Here is a 23,082-nt window from a genome sequence, read left to right as displayed (position 1 = left end):
GTCAGTAGGCGAAGGCCTGGTAGACCTCGGTCTCCTCGGTCTCCTCGCGCGCGTCGAGCGATTCGACGATGGGATTGAAGCGGAGCATGCGCTTCGCCCGCTCCGACAGGTGGGAGAGGCTCTCGCGGGGCACCCGGATCGAGACCTCCGGGCGGAAGAGCCAGCGGCGGCTGTAGCCGATGACGACCATCGGCCGCGGCTCGCGCGAGCGGTTCGGGGTCCCGCGGTGGAGGCCGCGAACGTCGCGGACCATGACGTCGCCGAGCTCCATGGCGATCGGCTCGAGCGCGACCTCGCCCTGCTCGAGGCGCCGCATCCCCTCGGCCTTGGAGAGCATGTGCGTGCCGCGGGCGATCTCGATCGGGCCGTTCTCGGCGGTGACGTCGACCAGGGGGAAGTTGACGGCGAGCTGGAACGCGGGTGTCTCTCTCCCGGTCTCGGGGAAGAGCGGCGGCGTGTCGCGGTGGACGTCCTGGTAATCGGACCCGAGGAGCGGGGTGTCGGTCGCGAGCTGGACCATGGTCATGTCGGCCCCGACGAGGCGCTCCACCACGCCAAGGATCGTCTCGTCCTCGTAGATGCGCGGCTCCGCGAAGGGGGCCTTGAACGGGAGCGTCACGTAATAGCGACCGGGCCCCCGGTTCTTGAGGTGCCCCTCACGCGCGATGTGGGCGTCGAGGAGCGGCGCGAAGGCCTCACGCCACGAGCGCAGCAGGCTCTTCGGAAGGAGGTTCTTTATCAGGCAGAACCCATCCCGCTGCGCTGCGCGGGCAAGCTCATCCATCTCGGCGCTCGTGTGGCGGGCGTGGCTCATGGCTCGGGCCGAGCTTGGTGGATCGAGCGGAGTCGTCAAGCTCGGCGCTCGCTCTCCGGACGGTTCATCCCCGTCCCACCGCCGCCGGAATCATCGTCTTTGGAGGAGAGTGCGGCGCTCCAGGCGCCAGGCCCACGCGCGCGGGACGGGCGAGTGATCTCAGCCTGACGAGGCCGACGCCCGCGCGGCCCCGCTCTGCATCAGCTCAGGCTGGTCGCCCTCATGCCTGACACAGAGCGGCCTCGACGCCGCTCTCGCGGGAGCGCGCCGGTCACAGCTTCGAGGCGGCGTGGTCCCAGTTCACCAGGTTCCACCATGCCTCGACGTACTTCGCCCGGGCATTGCGGTAGTCGATGTAATACGCGTGCTCCCACACGTCGCACGTGAGCAGCGGCGTCTTGCCCTCCGTGAGCGGGCACCCGGCGTTGCCCGTCTGCACGATCTCGAGCTTGCCTGAGCCATTCTTCACCAGCCAGGCCCAGCCCGAGCCGAACTGACCGATGGCCGCGGCGGTGAACTTCTCCTTGAACGACGACACGCTCCCGAACGCCTCGTCGATCGCCGCACGGAGCGCGGCGGCAGGCTCACCGCCGCCCTGCGGCTTCATGCTGTGCCAGTAGAACGTGTGATTCCACACCTGAGCTGCCTGGTTGAAGACCCCGCCGGACGTCGTGCGGACGAGATCCTCGAGGCTCTTGCCCGCGAGCGCCGGGTCCGCCGCCACGAGCTCGTTCAGCTTCGTGACGTAGGCGTTGTGGTGCTTGCCGTGGTGGAAGTCGAGCGTCTCGGCCGAGATGTGGGGGACCAGCGCGTCTTTGGAGTAGGGGAGCTCGGGAAGAGTGAAGGTCATGGTTCAGTTCCTCGTGTTGCGTGTCGGCGGCTACGCGCTCGTCGCAGCCCGTTGTGAGTAGCTCGGCGAAGACCTTCGGGTGGCGCTCCGGCCACGGATCGAACGTCCGCGCTTCGCGGCCAGACGGCCGCTCCACGTCGCCGGGTCCGGCGGCAGCATAGCAACCTCGGTGGGCGCGCGTGGCGCCTTGCCAATGAGTTGGCAGTTTTCCATCCATTTGGAGAGACGGCCTCCCGGCCAGCGGGCTCAGCGGCTCCGCAAACCTGCCAGAGCGGACGGCGCGCGGCGCCGCCGATGCCGCCGCGCGTGACGCGGCTCTCACGGAGATCGAGGAAGGCATCGATGCACGTCCGGCGTATGCGAAGATCCCGCGACGCCCCAAGACGGCGCCCTGGAACGGCCGCGTTCGAGGAGCGGAACGTCGAGGGAGCTCGACGATCTGTCCGGTCTGTCGGTCCGGTTGCTATCATCGAGCCCGTGCACCTCGAGTTCATCGGCGCCGCCCAGACCGTCACCGGATCCATGCACCTCCTGAGGACGCGTGACGCGACCGTCCTGCTCGACTGCGGCCTCTACCAGGGCCGCCGCGCCGAGTCGTTCGAGCGCAACCGCCACCTCCCTCTCCCCATCCACGAGATCGACGCCGTCGTCCTCTCCCACGCGCACATCGATCACTCCGGCGCCCTGCCGATCCTCGTGAAGAACGGCTATGAGGGCCCCATCTATGCGACCCCGGCGACGCGCGATCTCGCGGCCGTGATGCTGCGCGACGCCGCCGCGATCCAGGTCTCCGACGCGCGCTACCTCAACCGCCGCGCCGAGAAGCAGGGGAGCGACGAGCCGCGCGTCGAGCCGCTCTACGAAGACGACGACGCGGTCGAGGCGATCTCCCGCCTGGTCGCCGCGCCCTACCACCACCCGATCGAGATCGCGCCGGGCGTGCGGCTCACCTTCCTCGACGCGGGCCACGTGCTCGGCAGCGCCGTCTCGCTGCTCGACGTCGTGGAGGGCGATGCCCACAGGCGCGTCGCCTACACGGGCGATCTCGGCCGCTACGAGCGCCCGATCCTGCGCGATCCCGAGGTCGCCGAGCGCGCGGACGTGCTCGTCTGCGAGAGCACCTACGGCGATCGCCTGCACGAGGGGACCGACGAGCTCGACGAGGATCTCGCGCGCGTCGTCCGGCGGACCTCCGAGCGGGGCGGCAAGCTCTACATTCCCACGTTCGCGCTCGAGCGCGCGCAGGAGGTGATCTTCGCGCTCAAGAAGCTCCGCCGGCACGGCCGCATCCCGCCGCTGCCGGTCTACGTCGACTCGCCGCTCACGGTGAAGCTCACCGACGTCTTCCGGCTCCACCCCGAGTGCTTCGACGTCGAGACGCGCGCGCTCCTCCGCGGCTCAGGATCGCCCTTCGATTTCGAGGATCTTCGCTACGTCGAGGACGTGGCGGGCTCGAAGGCGATCGACGCCGAGCCCGAGCCCTCGATCGTCATCGCGGCCAGCGGCATGTGCGAGGCGGGGAGGATCCTCCACCACCTGAAGGCCGGGATCGAGGACCCGAAGAACACGATCCTCATCGTCGGTTATCAGGCGCAGCACACGCTCGGCCGGCGGCTCGTGGAGGGACGATCGCGGGTGAGGATCTTCGGCGTGGAGCGGGACCGTCGGGCCGAGGTCGTGGTCCTGAACGGCTTCAGCGCGCACGCCGATCAGGGCGACCTGCTCCGCTACGCGGACCGCTGCCGCGAGCGCGGCCCGCTCGGCAAGATCGCGCTCGTCCACGGCGAGCCGCGGGCGCAGGAGGTCCTCGCGAAGATGCTCCGCGCGCGCGGGCACGGCGAGGTCGTGATCCCGGCGCCCGGTGATCTCCTGGAGATCGCCTGACCGGTCGTGGCCGGTGATCGTGGCCGTGCTGCGCCCTGCGGCGTGAGCCGCGGGCGCGCCCAGGGCCGCGGTGTCGCCGGATCGCAACAACCTCCCTGCCGCCTTGTGGTGAGTGATTCACAGGCTCACGGGGACGCGCCGCGGTGCCGTGGCCGCTCGGCGCTGCAAGCCACGTACTTCAGTAGGCCCCCTTCGGCTCGAGGCCCAGCATGTGCTGGCCTACCATCGTGGACACGGCGTCCCAGTTGAGCGTGATGTGCTGCGCGATCGCGTTGCCGTCTCGCCACATGCGCTGGATGGGTTGACCGAGCGCCAGGCTGCTGCCACCGACGCACGAGAACAACGATTGAATGGCGGCGTGCGACAGCTTCGCCGCATAGGCGTGGCCTCGCCGGTTGCGGATGCGCTTCTCGACGCTCACGGACCTCCCCTGGGCCGCTGTCAGCTCCACCTCGGTGATGTCGCGGTCGAGGACGAGCCTCGCCGCGTCCACGGCGGCGGCGGCGTCGGCCAGACGCGACTGGACATGAGCGAACTGGCTCAGGAGCGCCCCCGCGCCGCCGATGCCGCCGCGCGTGAGGCGGTTCTCACAGAGATCGATGAAGGCGTCGATGGCGCCTTGGGCCGTGCCCAGGAGCGGGGCCACGAGGCAGACGGGGATCGCCGAGAGGAAGGAGATGCTGTAGATGCGGTTGGGGTTCACCGCGGCCCCGGGAGGCGCACCGGACGCGGCCTCCGCGAAGGTGAGCTTCCGATGACCCGGGACGAAGGTCGGCTTGTCGATGACCACGGTCTTGGACCCGGTGCCAGCTTGAGCCGCGACGTACCAGTCGTCCTCGATCGACCAGTCGGAGCGGGGCGCGAGCAAGAAGCCGGCGCTGGGGGCGGCGTCGCTCTCCTTCGGGAGCTGGACGCCCAGCATGGCCCATTGTGAGTTGTCGATGTTCGAGGCGAAGCGCCACTTGCCCTGGATCAGGTACCCGCCATCCACCGCCTGCGCCGAGGTGACGGGCGAGTAGGAGCCGCACAGGATGGCCCGGGGACTTTCCCTCCACACGTCGTCCTGCGCCTGCGCCGGGAACAATCCGAGCAGCCACTGGTGGATGGCCCCGAGCGAGCACGCCCAGGCGGACGAGGTGCAGCCCCGCCCGATCTCGCTGATCACGTCGAGCAGCGCGGTGAAGCCGTACTCATAGCCGCCGTAGCGAGCCGGCTGCATCAGCCGGAAGAAGCCGGCGTGATGGAAGAGCTGGTTCGTTTCCTCCGAGACGCGGCGCTCGATCTCCGTCTGCTGGGCCCGCTCGCGGAGGCGAGGGACGAGCTCGCGCGCAGTGGAGACCAGGCTCTCGAGCGGCGGCGCGTCTGCGGCGGGGCTGATCCGACCGGGGGCCTTCATGCCCGCGGTTCTGATCGACGAGTGTTCGAGATTCATAGGTTATGCCTCGCGGGGCGAAGATTGGCCGGCTGGCGCGACCCGATCGGCGCGGCCAGGGGCGCGCGCTGCGCCCTCCGGGGCCTCGGGGGAACTGGCATCGCCGACGGCGGCGCCGCGCATCGGCGCGGATCGCCGCGAGGCGGGACGCCGCGCCGGCGCCGCCACGCTTAGGATCACGTCCAGAGTATGCGAAGATGCCCACGACGGCGCCAGATGGCGCCCTGGAACGGCCGCGTTCGAGGAGTGGAACGTTGAGGGAGCCCGATGATCTGTCCGGTCTGTCGATGTTCGTGCGCATCGTCGAGGAAGGCTCGCTCAGCGCGGCCGGCCGGGCGCTCGGGCTGCCCAAGGCGACCCTCAGCCGCAACCTCGCGCTGCTGGAGAAGCGGCTCGGCGCGCCGCTGCTGATCCGCTCCACGCGCGCGCTCAGCCTGACGGATACGGGCAGGCGCTTCTTCGACAAGGTGCAGCCCATCGTTCAAGAGGCGCAGCAGGCGACCGCCGAGGTCAAGAGTCTCCATGCGGCTCCCTCCGGGCTGCTGCGCGTCACCGCGCCCGTCGCCTATGGCCAGGCGGCGATCGCGCCCCGCCTGCTCTCGTTCATGAGGCGTTATCCGGCGGTCCGCATCGACCTGCATCTCCATGACGGGCGCGTCAACCTGGTCAACGGCGGCTACGACCTCGCCATCCGGATGGGGGCGATCGAGGACAGCGAGCTGATCAGCCACAAGCTGGCCGACGTCACCATGGTCATCGTCGCCTCGCCGAACTGGCTGGAGCAGCACGGCATGCCCCGGAGGCCCGCCGACCTCGCCCAGCACGCCGCCGTCGTCACGCGGCCGGATATCGTGCAGTGGAAAGTCGGCGGGGAGACCGTGCGCGTCCCCTGGCGCATGAGCACCGGCAACATGATCGTCACGCGGGACGCCGCGAGGGCCGGGCTGGGCATCGCTTTCGTGCCCGAGTTCCTCGTATTGCGTGACCTGGAACGAGGAACGCTGGTACGCCTGCTCCCCGACGTCGAGCTGCCGGTGATTCAAGCGACGGCGCTGTACACCCGCGCCGCCAGCCAATCGGTGGCGCTGCGCACCTTGCTCGACGACCTCCTGGCCAGCCGACCCATCGAGGTCGACGCCGCGCCGTCGTGACCCTGCCCGGGCGCGGATGGTACCCCCCTCTGCTGCGACATGCGATGTCGGTACACCGGCCTTTGGTCAGGTGGGGTGGAGACGAACGGGCCGGCGGCCTCAGAACCGATCTGCCAGCGTGAGCTGCGGGTGCTGCGCCGGGAAGAGCACCGGGACGAGCCGGGCGGCGTCTCCGGTAAGCCGGAGCTTCCCCGCGTCGCACACCTCCAGCGGCGCGTCCGAGCCGAGGAGGAGCCGCGCCACCGCCCAGCCGCCGCGGATAGCGCTGCGCGTCCCCGCGGCGCTCCGCCCGCGGGCGACCTCGACGCGGCCGCGGTCGAGGCGGAGCGTCGCCGTCTCCTCGGGGCTGGCGAGGGTGAGCGCGCCGCGGTAGCCCGCGAGCTCGGACGCGGCGAGCCGGGCCGAGAGCTCCGGCGCCATCGCCGCGAGGCATCCGGGGAGGTCGACGACCCGGACCATCGCGGCGCCGCTTTCCGCATACCGCTGCTCGTGGCGGCTGTTCAGCGTCCGGAGCCGCGCGGCGAGCGCCGAGCGGTAGGGGAGCGTGTCGAAGCGGATCTCGGGGAGCGCCTTCCGCCGGCAGAGGGCCCCGAGCGCCGAGAGCGCCGCGTCCGGCGCGCCGGTCGCCTCGGCGCACACGAGCCGGCTCCTGCCCGCCTGGACGACGACATGCCCCTCGGGGCGCTCTCGATCCGCGCCCCAGCACCAGGCCTCGACGTCCTTGCGCATGCCGCTCCACGAGCGCAGAAAGGTCGGCCGCACCGCCGTGCCGGTGAGGCCGGCGTTCCACCGGTTGTGCAGCCGCACCAGCCCAGGCGTGGGCGCCGCGGGGATCCGGCGCAGGCCGCGCAGCCGAGGCAGCGTGGCCGGGAGGTCGGCGAGCTTCAGGCGCCACCGCGACTCGGGCCAGGCCGGCACATAGCCGAACCGGTGGTAGAAGTCGTCGATCCCGAACAGGATCGAGAGGTGATAGCCGCCGGCGCGCATGCGGTCGAGGCTGTGCGGAGCCGTGCGGGCCATGAGCCCTTTCCCGCGGTGGGCCGCCTCGGTGGCCACCGCGCCGATGCCGCCGCAGCGCACCTCCGCCCGACCGATCCGCATCCGGTAACCCCACACGCCCCAGTGGGTGACCATCGCGTCACCGAGGAACCCGATGACCGAGGCGTCCCAGTCATAGTGGCTGTGGTTCACGTACCAGGCGGCGCAGTCCGCGCGGAAGCTCGCGTAATTGCCAAAGGTGCGCGCCGCGATCTCGATCACCGCCGTCGCGTCGGCGACCGGAGCGGGGGACCGGACGGTGAGGGACGGAGTCTTCAGGAGCGTATCCGCCATCGGGTGGAGTGGTTCGCCCACGGCGTGGGATCGAGCATGGTCCCTCGTATCCGGACCCCGCCGGCCCTGTCCAAGTTTCTGACGCCGCGGCGCTACCCCTCCGGCTCGCGCTCCGGCCCCAGCCCGTGCCGGTGGAGCAGGCGGTACAGGTACCGCCGATCCAGCCCCGCGGCGGCCGCGGCCCGCGAGACCTTGCCGTCGTGGGCGCGGAGCAGCGCCTCGAAGTAGCGGCGCTCGAAGTCCGAGAGGACCCGGTCGCGCGCCTGGGCGTACGGCACGCTCGCGTCGACCGGCGGCGGCGCGCTCACCGGCGCGAGCTCGCTCACCGGCGGCGGCGCGCGGAACACGAGGTACTGCTCCACGTAGTTCCTGAGCTCGCGCACGTTGCCCGGCCACGCGGCGCGCGTCATGCGGGCGATCACCCTCGGGTCCCGCAGCGTCGCCGCCTCGTCCGGCGTCGCGTGGAGCGAGGCGAGGAGATCGTCGAGCAGCGCCGGGATGTCCTCCGGGCGCTGCCGGAGGGGCGGCATCGGGATCCGCACGACCGCGATCCGGAAATAGAGATCGGCGCGGAAGCGGCCCGCGTTCACCTCGGCGCGCAGGTCCCGGTGCGTGGCCGCGATGACGCGCACGTCGACCGACCTCGGCGTGTTCGTCCCGAGGCGGCGGATCTCGCGCGCCTCGAGCGCCCGCAGGAGCTTCGGCTGGAGGTCGAGCGGCAGCTCGCCGATCTCGTCGAGGAAGATGGTCCCGCCCGACGCCTCCTCGAAGGCGCCGATCCGCTGCTCGCCCGCGCCGGTGAACGCGCCCTTCACGTGGCCGAAGAGCTCGCTCTCGATGAGGTTCCCATGGATCGCGCCGCAGTCGACGACCACGAACGGCCTGTCCCGCCGCGCGCTCTGCTCGTGGATCGAGCGGGCCGCCTGGCTCTTTCCGGTGCCGGTCTCGCCCTCGAGCAGCACGGTGACGTCGCGCTCGGCGGACCGCGAGAGGAGCGCGAACACCGCCCGCATCGCCGCCGACGCGCCCGAGAGCGCGCCGAACCGCGCCTCCTCCCAGAGCGGCAGGCGGTTGTGCTCCGTGCCGAACTCGAAGCGGGCGACCGTCTTCCCGAGCCGGATGAGGCTGCCGGTGCGCAGCAAGGCCTCGATCACGTGCACCCCGTCGACGACCGTGCCGTTGTGGCTGCGGAGATCGCGGACGCGCGCCCCGGCGTCGTCGATGCGGATCTCGCAGTGAAACCGGGAGACGGTGGCGTCGACGACCACGAGGTCGTTGCCCTCGCTCGACCCGATCGAGCACCGATCGGCGGAGGAGTCCCAGACAGCACCCTTGGCCGGGCCCTCCACGAGCTCGACGCGGAACCGGCGGACCATGCCCGCGCTGTCGTCCGGGCGGGCGCCCGGGTGGGTCAGCGTATCGCCGCCGCTCTGGGCTGCTCTCTTCGGGGGTCCGCTCGCCATGGCGCCACGATACCACGGCGCCGTCGCCCCCCGCGCGGCGGCGCTGTCGCCGCCCAGGCCACGCCGGCGCAGCGGAGTGCGACTGGCGCGCGACAACCGCGCTCCGCGACCGGGCGATCCGCGCGGGACGCGGCTGGCACGCTCGATGCTCAACGGTGAACGAACGGTGACCGGTGAACGGTGAAACGTCAGCGGACCAGCGGTCCGCAGACAACGGTCCACGGTCAACGGTCCATGGACGACAACACCTCGAACGCGCGGTGATGGGGCGCATCACCGGCAGCGCGTCCACCAACAAGCGCCCGAATGGAGAATCTCATGAAGCCCATCCTCAAGCTCTCGATGCTCGCCGTCGCCTCCGCCCTCGCCACGGTCAGCGTGGCGCCGGACGCCTCGGCCAGGAACACCGCCGCATTCATCGGCCGCGCCAGGGACGCCGCCGAGGCCAGCTGCTTCAACGAGAGCTACGGGAGCCTCATCAACGACGGATTCGTCGGCGGGCAGCGCTGCGGCAACTCGGTCATCATCCTCCCCCTCGTGATGGATCCCGGCCCCTTCAACAACTGGGCGAGGGTCACCGTGACCGCGAAGAAGCCGACTTGGACCACCACGATGAGCTGCGCCACGTTCGTCTTCGACAAGGCCACGGGCGGCGGCTGGTCCGGCGGGGGGGTCGACCTCGCGACGACGGGGTGGCTCGAGAACATCAAGCTGCCGGACACCCCTTATTATCCCGACACCTCGCCGTTTGCCGCCTGCACTGTCGGTCCGGGCGCGCAGGTGGTCCAGCTCGTTTACTGAGAGGGTCCGCGGCCGCCGTGGGAGCGCGACGCGCGCTCTCACGGCGTCGGCCTGCCTCGCCGTTCGACGGAGGGAGTCATTTCGACGGAGGGAGTCATGAAGAGGATCTGGCAGGTTCTGATCGCGCTCACGGCGGCCGGCGCCGTCGCGACGCTCGCCGTCGAGAGGCGGCGGGACGAGGCGGAGATGGCGCGCATGCGCGAGGACATGGGCGCGCTCTCGCGCGCCATCGAGGCGACGAAGAGCGGCCCGGCCCCTGCCGGCGCCGCGCCCCGCCCTGAGCGGTGGATCGAGGCCGCCGCGCAGCCCTCCCCGGCTCCGCCGGCGGAAGCGCCCGCGGCACCCGCGCCGGAGCCCCCGGGCGACGCGAGCGAGAGCGCCCCGACGGTCGAGCAGCGCGCGGCCGCGCTGGCCGCGGTGCGCGAGCGCCTGGAGGACACGTTCACGCAGCAGGGGACCGACGCTCGGTGGAGCGCCGAGGCGCGCGAGGCGGCCCGGGAGAAGCTGAGCGCGGCGCTCCCGGACACCTCGTCGCTCCGCTCGATCGAGTGCCGGAGCTCGATGTGCCGTGTCGAGACGGTGCACCAGGACTTCGAGCAATACGAGCAGTTCGTCCGGAGCGCCTTCATGAACCCGCAGGAGGCGCTCTGGAGAGGGGGATTCTTCACCCTGCCTGTCAACGACCCACGGGAAGGCGAGCTCGTGACCGTGGCCTACGTCGCTCGCGAAGGCGCGCCGCTGCCAATGGCTCTCTAGAAGAGCTCAGAAGAACCCGATCGGGCCCGGCGACCAGGGGAACTCCACCGCCTCGCCGGCCGCGGGCGGCGGGACGCGGCGGAGCCTCCCGTCGCGCCACGCCAGGATGACGAGCCCCGGATCCTCGAGGGGCGCGCCCAGGTTGACCTCGAGCCGCACGGGCCTCCCGTCCGCGACCTCGGCGACCCGGATCGTGGCGCCGCACTGGCCGACCTCGTAGCCCGCGGCGATCGGGGAGGACGGCGCGCGGTAGAGGGTCTCGAACGCGCCGGTCAGCATCGTCCCGTCGATGCGCCCCAGGGAGAACGAGGACGGGCCTGTGCGCGTGAGGCGGTGCGTGCCCTTGTTCATCGAGAGGATCGACCAGCAGGAGAACGAATCGGGCGACTCCAGGGCGCGGATCGCCTGAGGGTAGATGGCTGCCATGGGATCCGAGGCGGCCGCGATGAAGACCCGCTTGCGGGGCGGCGCCTCGATCTCCGCGGTGCGGGCGATGTCCTCGAGCTTGCGCGCGATATCGATGCTCGACGAGGTGGCGGCGAGGAACAGGAGCGGCGCGATCCCGAGGTGCACGGCGGCGAGGAACCCGGCGCCGGCGCGGCGGGGCCAGGACGCGGCCCCGGGCGAGGAGGCGCGGCGCAGACCGCGCAGGACGACGACGGCGAGGAGCGGCGCGATCCCGAGGCCCGGCATCAGCAGCAGGCGCGACCCGGGGAAGCCCCCGAGGCTCGTGAAGAACGCGAGGAGCGCCCCGGGGACGAGCCAGCGCAGGGCGGCCCGCTCGCGCTCGGGGACCGCAGGGAGGCATGCGCGGTAGAGGAGGGCGACGCCCGCGGCCGCCGCGAGCCCGACCGCGATGAAGGGGAGCTTGGGGAGCGGGACGGAGAGATCCGCGGGCACGGCCACGAGGGCGCCGCCGATCAGGATGGGCAGCCGCTCCGCCGCGGCGGCCACGAAGGCGAGGGGGCTGTTGAGCGGGTCGATATACCCGCCGGTGTGCGCGGCGCCGCCGCCGAACGCCTTGTACGCGGCGAAGTACCCGAGGAGGCCGAGCACCGGGAGCACGCTGGCCGCCCGGGCGCGAAAGCCGTCCGCGCGGCCCGGCGGTACGGGACCGGCGAGCTGATAGGCGATCCAGTACGCCGCCCCGCCGAGCGCCGCCTCGCCGCCGAGGAGCCCGATCCCGAGCCCGAGCGGGCCGAGGTACAGCCCGGGCCGCCACCCTTCCTCGCGGTAACGAAGGTACGCCAGGAGCCCGAGCACCACCGGGAGCGCCGCGAGCAGCAGGTGCTGGCACGCGATCCACCCGACCGGGTGAACGTGGTTCCCGCTGATCGCGAAGATCAGCGTGGCGAGCGCCGCGGTCGCGCCCGGGAGCACGCGCAGGAACAGCCTGGCCGTGGCCGCGACGAGGGCGACATAGAGCCCGATCGAGACAAGGTGGTACCCGAGCGGGGTGTCGCCGAAGACCGCGCGCTCCAGCGTGAACAGCGCGCTCGCCAGGGGGCGGACAAGGTGGATCCTGAGCTCCGGATCGGTCCACCACGGCAGCCCGGAGATGGAGACGGCAGCCCGTGTCTCCTCCGGGACGCCGGGGAAGAAGTTGTAGAGATCGTACCAGGGAGGCGAGCCAGGGATCAGCTTCGCGAGGTAACAGAACAGGATGTAGTCATCGGCATAGAAGGCGATCGCCACCGTGGGCAGCGCCAGGGCGAGCGCGAGGAGCAAGACAGCCGTGAAGAAGCGAGGGTGGCTGAGCCACCGCGCGAAGCGATCGGAAGGATCCGGTTTCATTCGGGCCCACAACGTAGGGTAGGTCGCGCGCGCCGTGTAGAGCCCCTGGAAACAGCGCATCCGGGCGGGTGAGGGCGAGGCCCGTGGCTATGCCCGGACGGCCGTCAGCGCATCTCGGCGGCGGCGCCGCGGATGAGCTGCAGGAGGTCGCGCCGCATCTCGCCGCTCACCGTGTGGCCGACGCCTGGGTAGCTCACCAGCCTCGCCTTGACGCCGCGCCCCTCGAGCGCCGCGATCGCGTCGCGCGTCGGGCCGATCGGGACGCGCCGGTCGTCCTCGCCGTGCAGCGCGACGAGCGCTGGAGCCGCCGCGCCTGCGCCGGGCAGCACCGCCGACGGGACCCAGCCGCCCATGGGGAAGGCGGCGCCGACCACGCGCGGGTGGTGAAGGGCGAGCGCGAACGTGAGCGCGCCGCCCTGGGAGAAGCCGGTCACGATGGCCTTTCCCCGCGTCGGCCGCTCGGCGGCGACCCGCTCGATCGTCGCCGCGAGCGCGGCGGCCGCGCGCAAGATGCCCTGTCCCACCTCATCGCTCGCGAGCGCCTGCTGGAGCGGAAACCACGAGTAGCCGCCGCCGTACGGCGTGAGCCCGCGCGGCACGATGAGGCGCACCTTGACGTCGGCGCCCGACAGCAGGCCCGTGAACGACTCGGGCCTGTCGCCGAGCCCGTGAATCGCGACGACGAGGGGGAGCGCCTCGCTCCGGTCCGCGCCGCCCGTGATCTCTTCGAGGTACTCGACCGCGGCGGCGGGGACCGCCGCGCTCGCGGCCGGCGCGGCGGGAGGCGCCTGCTGCCCGGTGCCCGCAGCGCCGCCCCCGGGCGGGGCTGCCCGTCGCTCGCACGCGGCGAGCGAGACGAGCGACGCGAGCGCCAGCGCAGACCAGGCGTAGCAGCGGCGGAGGCGAGAGGGGCGCATCGAGGATGATGCTTGCTGAAGGCGCAGCTCGGCAGCAACAGCGAACTTCCCGGCGGCGACACCGCACCGCCTCGGCAGGATTGGCCAGCCATCGAGATCTCCTGCCATGGCCGGCATGCATGGGAGATCACACACACGAGCAAGGAGAGTTTTGGGTGCTGTTGGATTTGTCTGCTCCAGGGCGATCGTCGCGCACCTGCCCATGGACCAAATTTTTTTTGGGTTGTTAGTAAAGTGTATTTCCTACATAACTGGATCTCGCTGCTTGGCTTAGAGCGAACGAAACCTCTTGTCGCCAGGCAGCCGATGGTCGGCGCGTCGCGTCGTTGCTCCGCGTCGCCCTGCTTCAGCAGGGCGCCTCGTGGCATCCGGCGCTGCGCCCGCCGTCGGCTGCCTGGTGCAGTCCGGATTTGTTCAGAGCCTTTCTTCAGGAGAGGTCGGCGACCTCACTGGCTTATCGATTGACCACCTCGTCGCGGTGGCGGACGAGGTGAGTCTCCTGCGTACACAATCGATCTGCTCATCAGGAGAGCTCGATGATCTCACTGGCTTGTCGATTGACCGCCTTCCCGCGGTGGCGGCGGCTGCTCGGCGCGCAGCTGAGCGTGGCCGCGCTCCTGCTCTCGGGGTGTACGGGCGCCGTGGGTGATCCGCGGGAGGGCGAGGGGGATGGCGTCATTCCCGGTGGGCCGACTGGGCCTGAGGTCGCCGAGCGCAGCATGTTTCCGCGGCTGACCCACGCGCAGTGGGAGAACACGGTGCGCGACCTCCTGCACCTCGACGACCGGCCCGGCCTCTCGGCGTCGTTCACGAGCGACCCGCTCGGCGGCGTGTTCGACAACAACGAGGCTGCGCTCCTCGTGACGCCGGGCCTCTGGGGCGATTACCAGCGCGCCGCCGAGGAGCTCGCGGCGATGGTGACCGCCGACCAGGGCAAGCTCGGTCGGATCGCGCCCGCGGACCTGCCGGACGGGCCGGAGGCGCGGGCGCAGGCGTTCGTCGAGCGGTTCGGCGAGCGGGCGTTCCGGCGGCCGCTCACGGTCGAGGAGCGGGACGCGTATGTCGCGCTGTTCCACCGCGGCGAGGAGCTCTTCGAGGGCGAAGACCCCTTCGCCGCGGGCGTCCGCGCGGCGCTCGAGGCGTTTCTGCAGTCCCCCCATTTCATCTACCGCGTCGAGATCGGCGCCGGGCCGGCGGAGGGCGGGCTCATCCCGCTCGGCGGACACGAGATCGCGACCAGGCTCGCCTATACCCTGTGGAACACGATGCCCTCCGACGCGCTCCTCGAGGCGGCGAAGGCGGGCGAGCTCTCGACCCGCGAGGCCGTCCGCGCCTACGCCGGGGGGATGCTCGACGACCCGCGCGCCCGCGAGGTCGTCGGCGCGTTCCACCGGCAGCTCTACGATTACGAGCAGTACCACGACCTCAACAAGGATCAGGCGCTCTACCCCGAGTTCGTCCCCGAGATGGGCGACGACATGCAGCGCGAGGCGGAGCTCTTCGTGGATCACGTCGTCTTCGACGAGGAGGGCGGGCTCACCGACCTGCTCACCGCGCGCACCGCGTTCGTGAACGATCACCTCGCCGCGGTCTACGGCGTGGAGGGTGACTTCTCGGACGAGTTCAAGCGCGTGGAGCTCGACGAGGGGGAGCGCTCGGGGCTGCTCACGCGCCTCGGCTTCCTCGCGGCCAAGGCGACGGCGCGGCAGCCGGACTCGATCCACCGCGGCGTCTTCGTGAACCTCAGGATCCTCTGCGCCACGCTGCCGCCGCCGCCCGACGACGCGACCTCGCTGCCGCCGGGCGAGCTCGCGACCAACCGCGAGCGCGTCGAGGCGCACACGGGCAAGGGGACGTGCGGCGCGTCGTGCCACGGGCTGCTCATCAACCCCGCCGGGTTCGCCTTCGAGCACTACGACGCGATCGGCAAGTTCCGCGCGACCGACAACGGCGCGCCCGTCGACTCCGCGGACGTCTACACGCTCGGCGGCCAGCCGAGGAGCTACGCGGATGCGGTCGAGTTCAGCCAGCTCCTCGCCGAGAGCAGCGAGGCGCACGGGTGCTACGCGGAGCGCTGGCTCGAGTTCACCCACGGCCGCGGCGCGCGCGCGGAGGACCGGGCGCTCGTCGAGGAGCTCGGCGAGGCGTCGCGCGGCGGCGCCTCGACCAAGGAGCTCATCGTCCGGATCGTCTCCTCCACTCCCTTCCTCGCTCGCGTTCCTGCGGAGGCACCATGATCACCCGACGACGTGTGCTTCGAGGCCTGTTCGGCGTCACGGTGGCGCTCCCGTTCCTGGAGACGTTCGCGCCGCGCCGCGCCGCGGCCGGCGAGGGGGACGCGCCGCCCTTCGCGATCTTCATGCGCCAGGCCAACGGCGTCGCGCAGCAGGTCGGCGATGAGCCGGAGATGTTCTGGCCCAGCGCGCCGGGCCCGCTGACCGCGGAGTCGATGGCCGCGGACGCCGATCGGGCGGTCAGCGAGCTCAAGGACTACGCGAGCCGGCTGATCCTCGTGCGCGGCGTCCGCTTCGCGTTTCCGGGCAACGGCTGCGGCCACTCCGGCGGCGGCAACCAGTGCCTGACGGCCGCGCAGGTGTCGGAGGACCCGGCGGGCAACGAGTCGCTGGCGATGGGCGAGTCGATCGACAACCGCATCGCGACCGAGCTCAACCCGGCGGGCGTCGAGCCGCTGACGCTCTACGCAGGCAGGAAGTCCGGTTACATCAACGAGGTGCTCTCGTACCGCGGGCCGAAGCAGCTGCGCGCCGCCGAGCGCGACCCGTACAAGGCGTACCAGAAGCTCTTCGGGCTCGCCGAGGTGGACGCCGCGGCCGCGAAGGCGCTGGCCGCGCGCCGCGCCAGCGTGAACGACCTGGTCCGGGAGCAGATGCAGGCGCTGATGCGCCGGACGGACCTCAGCCAGGGCGACCGCGAGCGGCTGCAGCTCCACTTCGACAGCATCCGCGACCTCGAGGTCGGGCTCGCCTGCGCGCTCCCGCCGGAGCGGGTCGCGGAGATGGAGGCGATCTCCCCGGACGTCGGCAGATCCGAGAACGTGGAGACCGTCGCCCGCATGCAGATGGACATCATCGCGCTCGCGATGGCGTGCGGCGCGACGCGCGCGGCGACCCTGCAGGTCGGCGACGGCAACGACGGGACCGAGTACACGATCCACGGCGTGCGGCAGAAGAGCTACCACAAGATCTCTCACCGCATCGACGGCGACGGCGAGGTCGGCCCGCCGATCGAGGGCGCGCAGGAGCTGCACCACCAGATCGACCGCATCCACGCGCGGATCTTCAAGCACCTGCTCGACAGGCTGTCGTCCTACGATCTCGGCTCGGGGACGCTCCTCGACCGCGGCGTGGCCGTGTGGCTCAACGACAATGCCGACAAGTACCACTCCTACTCGAGGGTCCCGTACATCCTCGCCGGCGGCGCCGCGGGTTACCTGAAGACCGGCCAGTTCATCGACCAGCGGGTCACCAACAACAAGCTGCTCAACACGATCGGCGCGGCCGTCGGCTGCACGAACGGCCAGGGCGGCCCGCTCGATAACTTCGGCGACGAGAGCCTCGAAGGCGGGCTCATCGACGCGATCGTGACCTGAGAGAGGAGCTCGCCCGTAGCGGGCGAGCTCCGCCGACGCCTGGATAACTCGGGGATGGGGCGGGGAGGGGCGGGTCAGCCGAGGAGCTCGACCGCGACCTCGATGGTGGCCTTCTCTCCGTTGGGGCCGCGGAGCACGTCGACCTTCACCTTGTCGCCCGGCTTCTTGCCGTCGAGCGCCTGGTACAGCCCGTCGTAGTCCGTGACGGGCGTGCCGTCGATCCCCACGATCACGTCGCCCAGGACGATCCCGCGGTCGCCCTCGGAGAGGCCGCGCATGCCCGCCTTGTCGGCGGGGCCGCCCGGGACGACGGTCATGATGATGAGGCCGCGGATGCCGTTGCGACGCTCGAGGCGGCGGGACTGATCGAGCTGGATGCCGAGGCCGACCTGCTCGGCCTTCCCGGTCCGGATGATCTGCGGGACGATCCGCGCGATCGTCGTCGACGGCACGGCGAAGCCGATGCCGGCGGAGCTGCCGCTCTTCGAGAAGATCATCGTGTTCATCCCGATGAGGTGCCCGCTCGAGTCGAGCAGCGGGCCGCCCGAGTTGCCAGGGTTGATCGCGGCGTCCGTCTGGATCATGTCGCGGATGGTCACCTCGCCCACGCCCTGGACCTGGCGCCCGAGCGCGCTGATGATGCCGGTCGTCAGCGTGTGATCGAGGCCGAACGGGTTGCCGATCGCGATCGCCTTCTGCCCGACCTCGAGCGGCTCGCGCAGGGGCGCGACCTGGATCGGCTTCAGCATGTCCTTGGGGGCGTCGATCTTGATGACCGCGATGTCCTTGCGCGGCTCGACGCCGACGAGCTTCGCCGGGAACGTCTTCTCCCCCTGGAGCCGGACGACGAGCGACTGCGCGCCGGCCACGACGTGGTAGTTCGTGACGATGTGCCCGTCGGCGTCCCAGACGAAGCCGGAGCCCGAGCCCGCGGGCACCTCGACGGCGGTACCCCAGAAGCGGTCCACCACCAGCCGCTGCTGCGTCACGAACACCGTCGAGGGCGCGACGTCGCGGAACACGGCGATCGAGTTGCGCTCGTCCTCGATGAGCGCGCCCTTCGAGGGCGGGACGGGCGGCGGCGTCGTGTCGATCGTCGCCGACGTCGCCGGCGCGTCGGGGACCTTGGTCGCGTCGGGCGACGGGCCGCTGGGGCCGGGCTTCCCCTTACATCCGACGGAGGCGGCGAGCGCGGCGACGACGAGGACGGCAGGGAGTCGAGCGTGGCTGCGGTGGCGCATGCGGCGCAATCTAGCTTGCGATCGGCAAGGCGTCTCCCCTGCGGCGCGCCGTCGGCCTGCGCGGCGGCGCGGCAGTCTGCCGCGCGCAATGAATGCGCGGAACCCATGCGCGGAACCGCGCGCGGAACCGATGCGCAGGACGGTCGCGCTCCGGCATCGGCGCGCGTCGGCGCCGGAGCGGATCCTGGGATGCAAAAGGGCGAAGTTGCGGTAGAGGTGGCCCTGACGGATGAAGCCCATGACGCCCTCAGCAACGAAATTCCAGACGACCCCCCCTGTCGCGAAGGAGCCCGTCAAGGTGCTCCTGCTCGAGAACATCCACCAGAGCGCGCACGAGCTGTTCCGGTCGCGATCGTTCGAGATCGAGACGCGGAGCTCCGCGCTGAAGGAAGACGAGCTCATCGCCGCGCTCGCGGGCGTGGACATGCTCGGCATCCGGAGCAAGACGCACGTCACCGCGCGCGTGCTGGAGAAGGCGGACAAGCTGCTCTCGATCGGGTGCTTCTGCATCGGCACGAACCAGGTCGACCTCGACGCGGCGAACCGGCGCGGGGTGCCGGTGTTCAACGCGCCGTTCAGCAACACGCGCAGCGTCGCCGAGATGATCATCGGCGAGTCCATCATGCTGGCCCGGCAGCTCGGGGACAGGTCGCGCGAGGTGCACGCGGGCACATGGAAGAAGGTCTCGAAGGCCTGCTACGAGATCCGCGGCAAGACCATCGGCCTCATCGGCTACGGCCACATCGGCCAGCAGCTCGGCGTGCTCGCCGAGGCGATGGGGATGCGCGTGGTCTACTACGACATCGCCCAGAAGCTCCCGATGGGCAACAACCGCGCGCTGCCGACGCTGCAGGCGCTGCTCGCCGAGTCGGATTTCGTCTCGCTCCACGTGCCGGCCACGCCGGAGACGCACAACATGATCGGCGCCGCCGAGCTCGCGCACATGCGCAAGGGCGCGTACCTGCTCAACGCGAGCCGCGGCTCGGTCGTCGTGATCCCGGCGCTGGCCGAGGCGCTGAAGAGCGGCCACCTCGCGGGCGCCGCGATCGACGTCTACCCGGAGGAGCCGGAGTCGAACTCTGACGGCTTCCTGACCGAGCTGCAGAAGCTCCCGAACGTGATCCTGACGCCGCACATCGGCGGCTCGACCGAGGAGGCGCAGGAGGCGATCGGCCGCGAGGTGTCGCGCGCGCTGACGCAGTTCGTGACCACCGGGGCGACGACGGGCGCGGTGAACTTCCCGAACGTCGAGCTCCCGCCGCTCAAGGCCACGCATCGCATCCTCAACGTCCACCGCAACGTGCCTGGCGTGCTCCGCGACGTGAACCGCATCGTGTCGGACGTGAACGCCAACATCGACAGCCAGGTCCTGTCGACGGACGCCAACATCGGTTACCTCATCATGGACCTGTCGCAGGACGTGTCCGCCGAGGTGAGCCGGCGCATCGGGGCGCTGGAGACCAGCCTCCGCACCCGCGTGCTCTACTGAACGTGCGTCGGGCCGGGGCGCCGCCGCGTCCCGGCCGGAGTCCCCGGCCCCGAGAGGTGCCCCGCCTTGTCGCCAGCGTTCACGATCCAGCCGGGGCCGCGGCCGCAGATCCGGATCGAGGAGGTCGCCAAGCGCGCTCGCGTCTCGCCCGCGACCGTCAGCCGCGTGGTGAACGGCAGGGGCAAGTACAGCGCGGAGACCCGGGAGCGCGTGCTGGCGGTGATCGACGAGCTCGGCTACGTGCCGAACACCGCCGCCAGGAGCCTCGCGCAGGGGAAGACGGGTGTCCTCGGCCTGCTCCTGCCGAACATCAGCACCGAGTTCATCTCCAGCCTCGTGCGGGCCATCGCCGCCTCGGCGGCCGAGGCGGGCTACGACGTGCTGCTCTCCGTGAGGCCGGAGGCGCCGGCGCGGCGCCTCGTCGGGCGGCACAACACGGACGGGGTTCTGATCTTCGGCCACTACGTCCACGAGGCCGATCTCCGGCAGCTGATCCACCAGAAGTGCCCGGCGGTGCTCATGTACCAGTCGTCGCCCGCGGACGCCCCGCTGCCCAGCGTGATCATCAAGAACGCCTCCGGCGCGCGCGCCATCGTGGGGCACCTGATCGAGGCGCACGCCCGGCGCCGGATCGCCTTCCTCCACGGCGTCCCCGAGAGCGAGGACTCGACGACGCGCGCGGAGGGGTACCGGGAGGCGCTGGCCGAGCACGGCATCGCCGTCGATCCGCGCCTGATGCGCCGCGGCTTCGACGCGCGGGAGGCGCGGGCCGCGACGCTCGCGTGGGTGCGCGAGGGGGTCGACCTCGACGCGATCTTCGCGTGGTGCGACCACGCTGCCGCGGGCGCGATGGAGGCGCTGCGCGCCGCGGGCAAGCGCGTGCCCGTGGAGGTCTCGGTCATCGGCTTCGACGACGCGCCGTCGGCGCGACACCTCGAGCCCGCGCTCACGACGGTGCGCGCGCCGACGGACGGGGTGGGCTACCGCGCGGTGCAGGCGCTGGTGGACCTCATCCAGACGGGCAAGGCCGAGCGGAGGATCGAGCTGCCGACAGAGCTGATCGTCCGGCGGTCGTGCGGCTGCGATCTCTGAACCCGGCGAGGATCCGCGATCGGTCGATCGAATTTCCGGAGAAATTCACAGGGAGGCGGGGAGACGGGGAGACGGAGAGTAAAATCCCATTGATCTCCCCGTCTCCCTGTGAATTTCTCGCTAAAATGCCAATAAAATGAGGGGATTTGGCAGGTTTCGACGTTGAGCGCCGCGATGGACCCCGCCGTGGAGACAGCGATTATTCATTCCAGACCGGGACGCTGACGCGCTCTCCGGCGCTGCGCCGCGCGGCCGGGTCGTCGCCCGCGAAGACGACGGTGAACACGACGAACGCGGCCCACAGCGCCGCGAGGTGGTAGATCATCGCGATGCCGCCCGCGGCCTGGTAAATGGCGCTCGACGCCGGAGGGCCGAGGAGCATCCCGGCGGCATAGAAGACGTTGTAGAGCGAGTTCGCGCGGCTGTAGTCCCGCGGCGCGGTGACGACGCCCTGGAGCGCCAGGCTGAGCGGCGATATCGACGCGAGCGTCGCCCCCGCGACGAACACGGCCACGCACATCGCGTCGTAACGATCGAGGTACACGAAGCCGAGGATCATCAGCGTGCCGATCGTGCCGAGCGCGCGCATGAGCAGCAGGTGGCCGCGGCGGTCGCCGATCCGGCCAAAGACGTTGGTGAAGAGGAGCATGCCCACCGCGAAGTAGGCGGGGATCTGGATCGTCTGGTCGCGCGTGACCCCCTTGGAAGCCATCAGGTAGAGCGGGAGGAACAGCACGACCGACGCCTGGAAATAGCCGTAGGCGAAGGTCGCGAAGCACGCGGTCTTGATGCGCCAGAGGATCGAGGCGGAGGACGCCGAGGGCTCCGCCCCGCTCGCGGCGCCGGCCTTCCCGTGGGCCTCGGACATGCCCGGCAGGTCGCGATCGAGGCGCGCGAGCACGAGGACGGCCGACATCAGCGAGATCACGCACGAGAGGAGGAACGCCGCGGGCATCGAGGAGAGCGCGACGATGTGCGGCGCGCAGAGCGGCCCGAGGACGTAGCCGAGCGCCATCGAGACGGCGTAGAGGCTCGTGACGAACGCCTTGTTGTCCTTGTCCGACCGGGCGAGCAGGATCGTCTCGCAGCTCACCCAGATGCCGACCGAGCAGGCCCCGTCGAGGAAACGCACCGCGGCGATGGCGGCGAAGGTCGGCAGGAAGGGGAAGGCGCCGACCGCCGCCGCGTACCCGACGAGCGCGAGCACCAGCGTGGTCTTCGCCGAGAACCGGCGGATGAGCGTGTCCATCGGCAGCGAGAGCAGGACGATGCCGAGCGCGAAGCACGACGCGAGCAGGCCGATGTCGGTCTTGGTGAACCCGCGCGCATCGAGGAAGACCGCCGTGAGCGAGATGGCGATGCCGTACGCGAGACCGAGGAGGAAGATCGAGCCAAAGACGAGCCAGATGTTGCGATCGGGGATGCGGCGGAGCATGAGCGCCCGCCAGGTTCGATCGGTCGCTCCGCCGTGTCAAACGGGTACGTGCGTCAGGAAACGTGCCTCGCCGGCGGTCGCGCCGCGCACGCCCGCGAGCGCCCCGCGCGCGATCGCGCTTCAGCGACGGCGTCAGCGCAGGAACTCGAGGAGGAGCTGATTGACCTTCTCGGGCCTGTCGTAGTGCACGAAGTGGCTCGCGTCGGGGATGCGGGCGACTCGGGCGTTCGGGACCAGCTTCGGATCCGGCGTAGCGAGCTCGGAGCCGAGATAGCGATCGTGCTCTCCCCAGATCACCTGCACCGGGATGTCGATGCGGGGCGGCCTGCCGGCCTCGCGAAGGCTGCCCGGGCGGAAGAGGGCCCGGTAGTAGTTGATCATCGCCGTGAGCGCGCCGGGCTGCGACCACGCCTTCACGTAATGGGCGAGATCCTCGTCGCTCACCGCGCCCGGGCGCCGCGGGTCGTCCTTCACCGACGCGCGCAGCTGCGCGAAATCGTCCCTCTGGGCGGCGAGCTCCGGGAGCTTCGGGAGCTGGAAGAAGAACATGTACCAGCTCTTGCGGAGCTGCCGGGCCGTGCGGAACCCGGCGAACAGCCGCTCGGGGTGAGGGCAGTTGAGGATGACCAGCCGCTCGAGGAGCGCCGGATACCGCGCCGCGAACCCCCAGGCGACGCCGCCGCCCCAGTCGTGGCCGACCACCGCGGCGGCGCGCTCCGCGCCAGAAGCCTGGATGAGCGCGGCCACGTCGGCGGTGAGCTCGGCGATCGCGTACGCGGCGACGCCCTCGGGCTTGTCCGAGAGGTTGTAGCCGCGCATGTCGGGCGCGATCACGCGGTAACCCGCCTCGACCAGCGCGGGTATCTGGTGGCGCCACGAGTACCAGATCTCGGGAAACCCGTGGAGGAGCACGACGAGCGGCCCGTCGCCCGCCTCGACGTAGTGGAGGCGCACGCCGCCGTGCTCGGTGAACCGGTGCGAGAGCTTGGATTCGTCGAAGGTCATCGTGTCTCCTTGCGCT

18 protein-coding genes are annotated in these 23,082 nt (G+C 71.0%); 8 read left to right on the top strand and 10 right to left on the bottom strand.

Translation table 11 applies throughout. From position 1 onward, the window contains the following. Position 1: 1 nt before the first annotated feature. Both WMF11_RS23190 and WMF11_RS23185 read right to left on the bottom strand, forming a co-directional pair. A complete protein-coding gene (locus WMF11_RS23190) occupies positions 2-814 on the bottom strand; it encodes a phytanoyl-CoA dioxygenase family protein (protein WP_437978950.1) in 813 nt (270 codons plus the stop codon). Between the two features lie 271 nt (positions 815-1,085). Beyond that, positions 1,086-1,664 carry a superoxide dismutase gene (locus WMF11_RS23185; RefSeq protein WP_437978949.1) on the bottom strand — a complete coding sequence of 193 codons (579 nt, stop codon included), beginning with the start codon at positions 1,662-1,664 and terminating at the stop codon, positions 1,086-1,088. A gap of 477 nt (positions 1,665-2,141) precedes the next feature. Here WMF11_RS23185 and WMF11_RS23180 point away from each other — a divergent pair, with 477 nt between their 5' ends. Beyond that, positions 2,142-3,548: an MBL fold metallo-hydrolase RNA specificity domain-containing protein gene (locus WMF11_RS23180; protein WP_437910623.1), complete on the top strand. Its 1,407-nt coding sequence runs from the start codon at positions 2,142-2,144 to the stop codon at positions 3,546-3,548. A 178-nt stretch (positions 3,549-3,726) separates the two neighbouring features. Here WMF11_RS23180 and WMF11_RS23175 read toward each other — a convergent pair whose 3' ends face one another. Beyond that, positions 3,727-4,980 (bottom strand): acyl-CoA dehydrogenase family protein, encoded by a 1,254-nt coding sequence (locus WMF11_RS23175; RefSeq protein WP_437910622.1) that lies wholly within the window; start codon positions 4,978-4,980, stop codon positions 3,727-3,729. A 254-nt stretch (positions 4,981-5,234) separates the two neighbouring features. Here WMF11_RS23175 and WMF11_RS23170 point away from each other — a divergent pair, with 254 nt between their 5' ends. Then, the gene (locus WMF11_RS23170) at positions 5,235-6,131 is read left to right on the top strand and encodes a LysR family transcriptional regulator (protein ID WP_437978948.1); all 897 of its coding nucleotides are present in this window, start codon (positions 5,235-5,237) and stop codon (positions 6,129-6,131) included. Positions 6,132-6,230: 99 nt separating this feature from the next. Here the strand turns inward: WMF11_RS23170 and WMF11_RS23165 are convergent, their stop codons facing one another. Both WMF11_RS23165 and WMF11_RS23160 read right to left on the bottom strand, forming a co-directional pair. Beyond that, the gene (locus WMF11_RS23165; protein ID WP_437910620.1) at positions 6,231-7,463 is read right to left on the bottom strand and encodes a GNAT family N-acetyltransferase; all 1,233 of its coding nucleotides are present in this window, start codon (positions 7,461-7,463) and stop codon (positions 6,231-6,233) included. A gap of 92 nt (positions 7,464-7,555) precedes the next feature. Continuing rightward, positions 7,556-8,926: a sigma 54-interacting transcriptional regulator gene (locus tag WMF11_RS23160; RefSeq protein ID WP_437978947.1), complete on the bottom strand. Its 1,371-nt coding sequence runs from the start codon at positions 8,924-8,926 to the stop codon at positions 7,556-7,558. A gap of 318 nt (positions 8,927-9,244) precedes the next feature. Here WMF11_RS23160 and WMF11_RS23155 point away from each other — a divergent pair, with 318 nt between their 5' ends. Then, positions 9,245-9,727 carry a hypothetical protein gene (locus WMF11_RS23155; protein WP_437910618.1) on the top strand — a complete coding sequence of 161 codons (483 nt, stop codon included), beginning with the start codon at positions 9,245-9,247 and terminating at the stop codon, positions 9,725-9,727. A gap of 96 nt (positions 9,728-9,823) precedes the next feature. After that, complete coding sequence (locus tag WMF11_RS23150; protein ID WP_437978946.1) at positions 9,824-10,483, top strand: hypothetical protein; 660 nt, start codon at positions 9,824-9,826, stop codon at positions 10,481-10,483. 6 nt (positions 10,484-10,489) lie between these two features. Here the strand turns inward: WMF11_RS23150 and WMF11_RS23145 are convergent, their stop codons facing one another. Then, positions 10,490-12,277: a hypothetical protein gene (locus WMF11_RS23145; RefSeq protein WP_437978945.1), complete on the bottom strand. Its 1,788-nt coding sequence runs from the start codon at positions 12,275-12,277 to the stop codon at positions 10,490-10,492. 104 nt (positions 12,278-12,381) lie between these two features. Further along, complete coding sequence (locus WMF11_RS23140) at positions 12,382-13,194, bottom strand: alpha/beta hydrolase (RefSeq protein WP_437978944.1); 813 nt, start codon at positions 13,192-13,194, stop codon at positions 12,382-12,384. 536 nt (positions 13,195-13,730) lie between these two features. Between WMF11_RS23140 and WMF11_RS23135 the strand changes: the two genes are divergently transcribed. Further along, complete coding sequence (locus WMF11_RS23135; protein WP_437978943.1) at positions 13,731-15,431, top strand: DUF1592 domain-containing protein; 1,701 nt, start codon at positions 13,731-13,733, stop codon at positions 15,429-15,431. Continuing rightward, complete coding sequence (locus tag WMF11_RS23130; protein WP_437978942.1) at positions 15,428-16,804, top strand: DUF1552 domain-containing protein; 1,377 nt, start codon at positions 15,428-15,430, stop codon at positions 16,802-16,804. The genes WMF11_RS23135 and WMF11_RS23130 overlap by 4 nt, the downstream gene beginning before the upstream one ends. 74 nt (positions 16,805-16,878) lie before the next feature. Here WMF11_RS23130 and WMF11_RS23125 read toward each other — a convergent pair whose 3' ends face one another. After that, entirely contained in the window at positions 16,879-18,045 is a 1,167-nt protein-coding gene (locus WMF11_RS23125) for a S1C family serine protease (RefSeq protein WP_437554863.1), read from the bottom strand. A gap of 229 nt (positions 18,046-18,274) precedes the next feature. Between WMF11_RS23125 and serA the strand changes: the two genes are divergently transcribed. After that, a complete protein-coding gene (gene serA / locus WMF11_RS23120) occupies positions 18,275-19,534 on the top strand; it encodes a phosphoglycerate dehydrogenase (protein WP_437910611.1) in 1,260 nt (419 codons plus the stop codon). A gap of 66 nt (positions 19,535-19,600) precedes the next feature. Next, positions 19,601-20,626, top strand: coding sequence for a LacI family DNA-binding transcriptional regulator (locus tag WMF11_RS23115; RefSeq protein ID WP_437978941.1), 1,026 nt, complete (start codon positions 19,601-19,603; stop codon positions 20,624-20,626). Positions 20,627-20,825: 199 nt separating this feature from the next. Here the strand turns inward: WMF11_RS23115 and WMF11_RS23110 are convergent, their stop codons facing one another. Beyond that, a complete protein-coding gene (locus WMF11_RS23110; protein ID WP_437554860.1) occupies positions 20,826-22,061 on the bottom strand; it encodes an MFS transporter in 1,236 nt (411 codons plus the stop codon). Between the two features lie 132 nt (positions 22,062-22,193). Further along, on the bottom strand, positions 22,194-23,066 hold the full coding sequence (locus WMF11_RS23105; protein ID WP_437978940.1) for an alpha/beta fold hydrolase: 873 nt from the start codon (positions 23,064-23,066) through the stop codon (positions 22,194-22,196). Positions 23,067-23,082 lie beyond the last annotated feature (16 nt).

The sequence above is a fragment of the Sorangium sp. So ce295 genome (assembly GCF_051527405.1).
Taxonomy (GTDB): domain Bacteria; phylum Myxococcota_A; class Polyangia; order Polyangiales; family Polyangiaceae; genus Sorangium; species Sorangium cellulosum_B.
The sequence above is the reverse complement of the archived record's forward strand: the minus strand, read 5'-3'. Positions and strand labels throughout refer to the sequence as shown.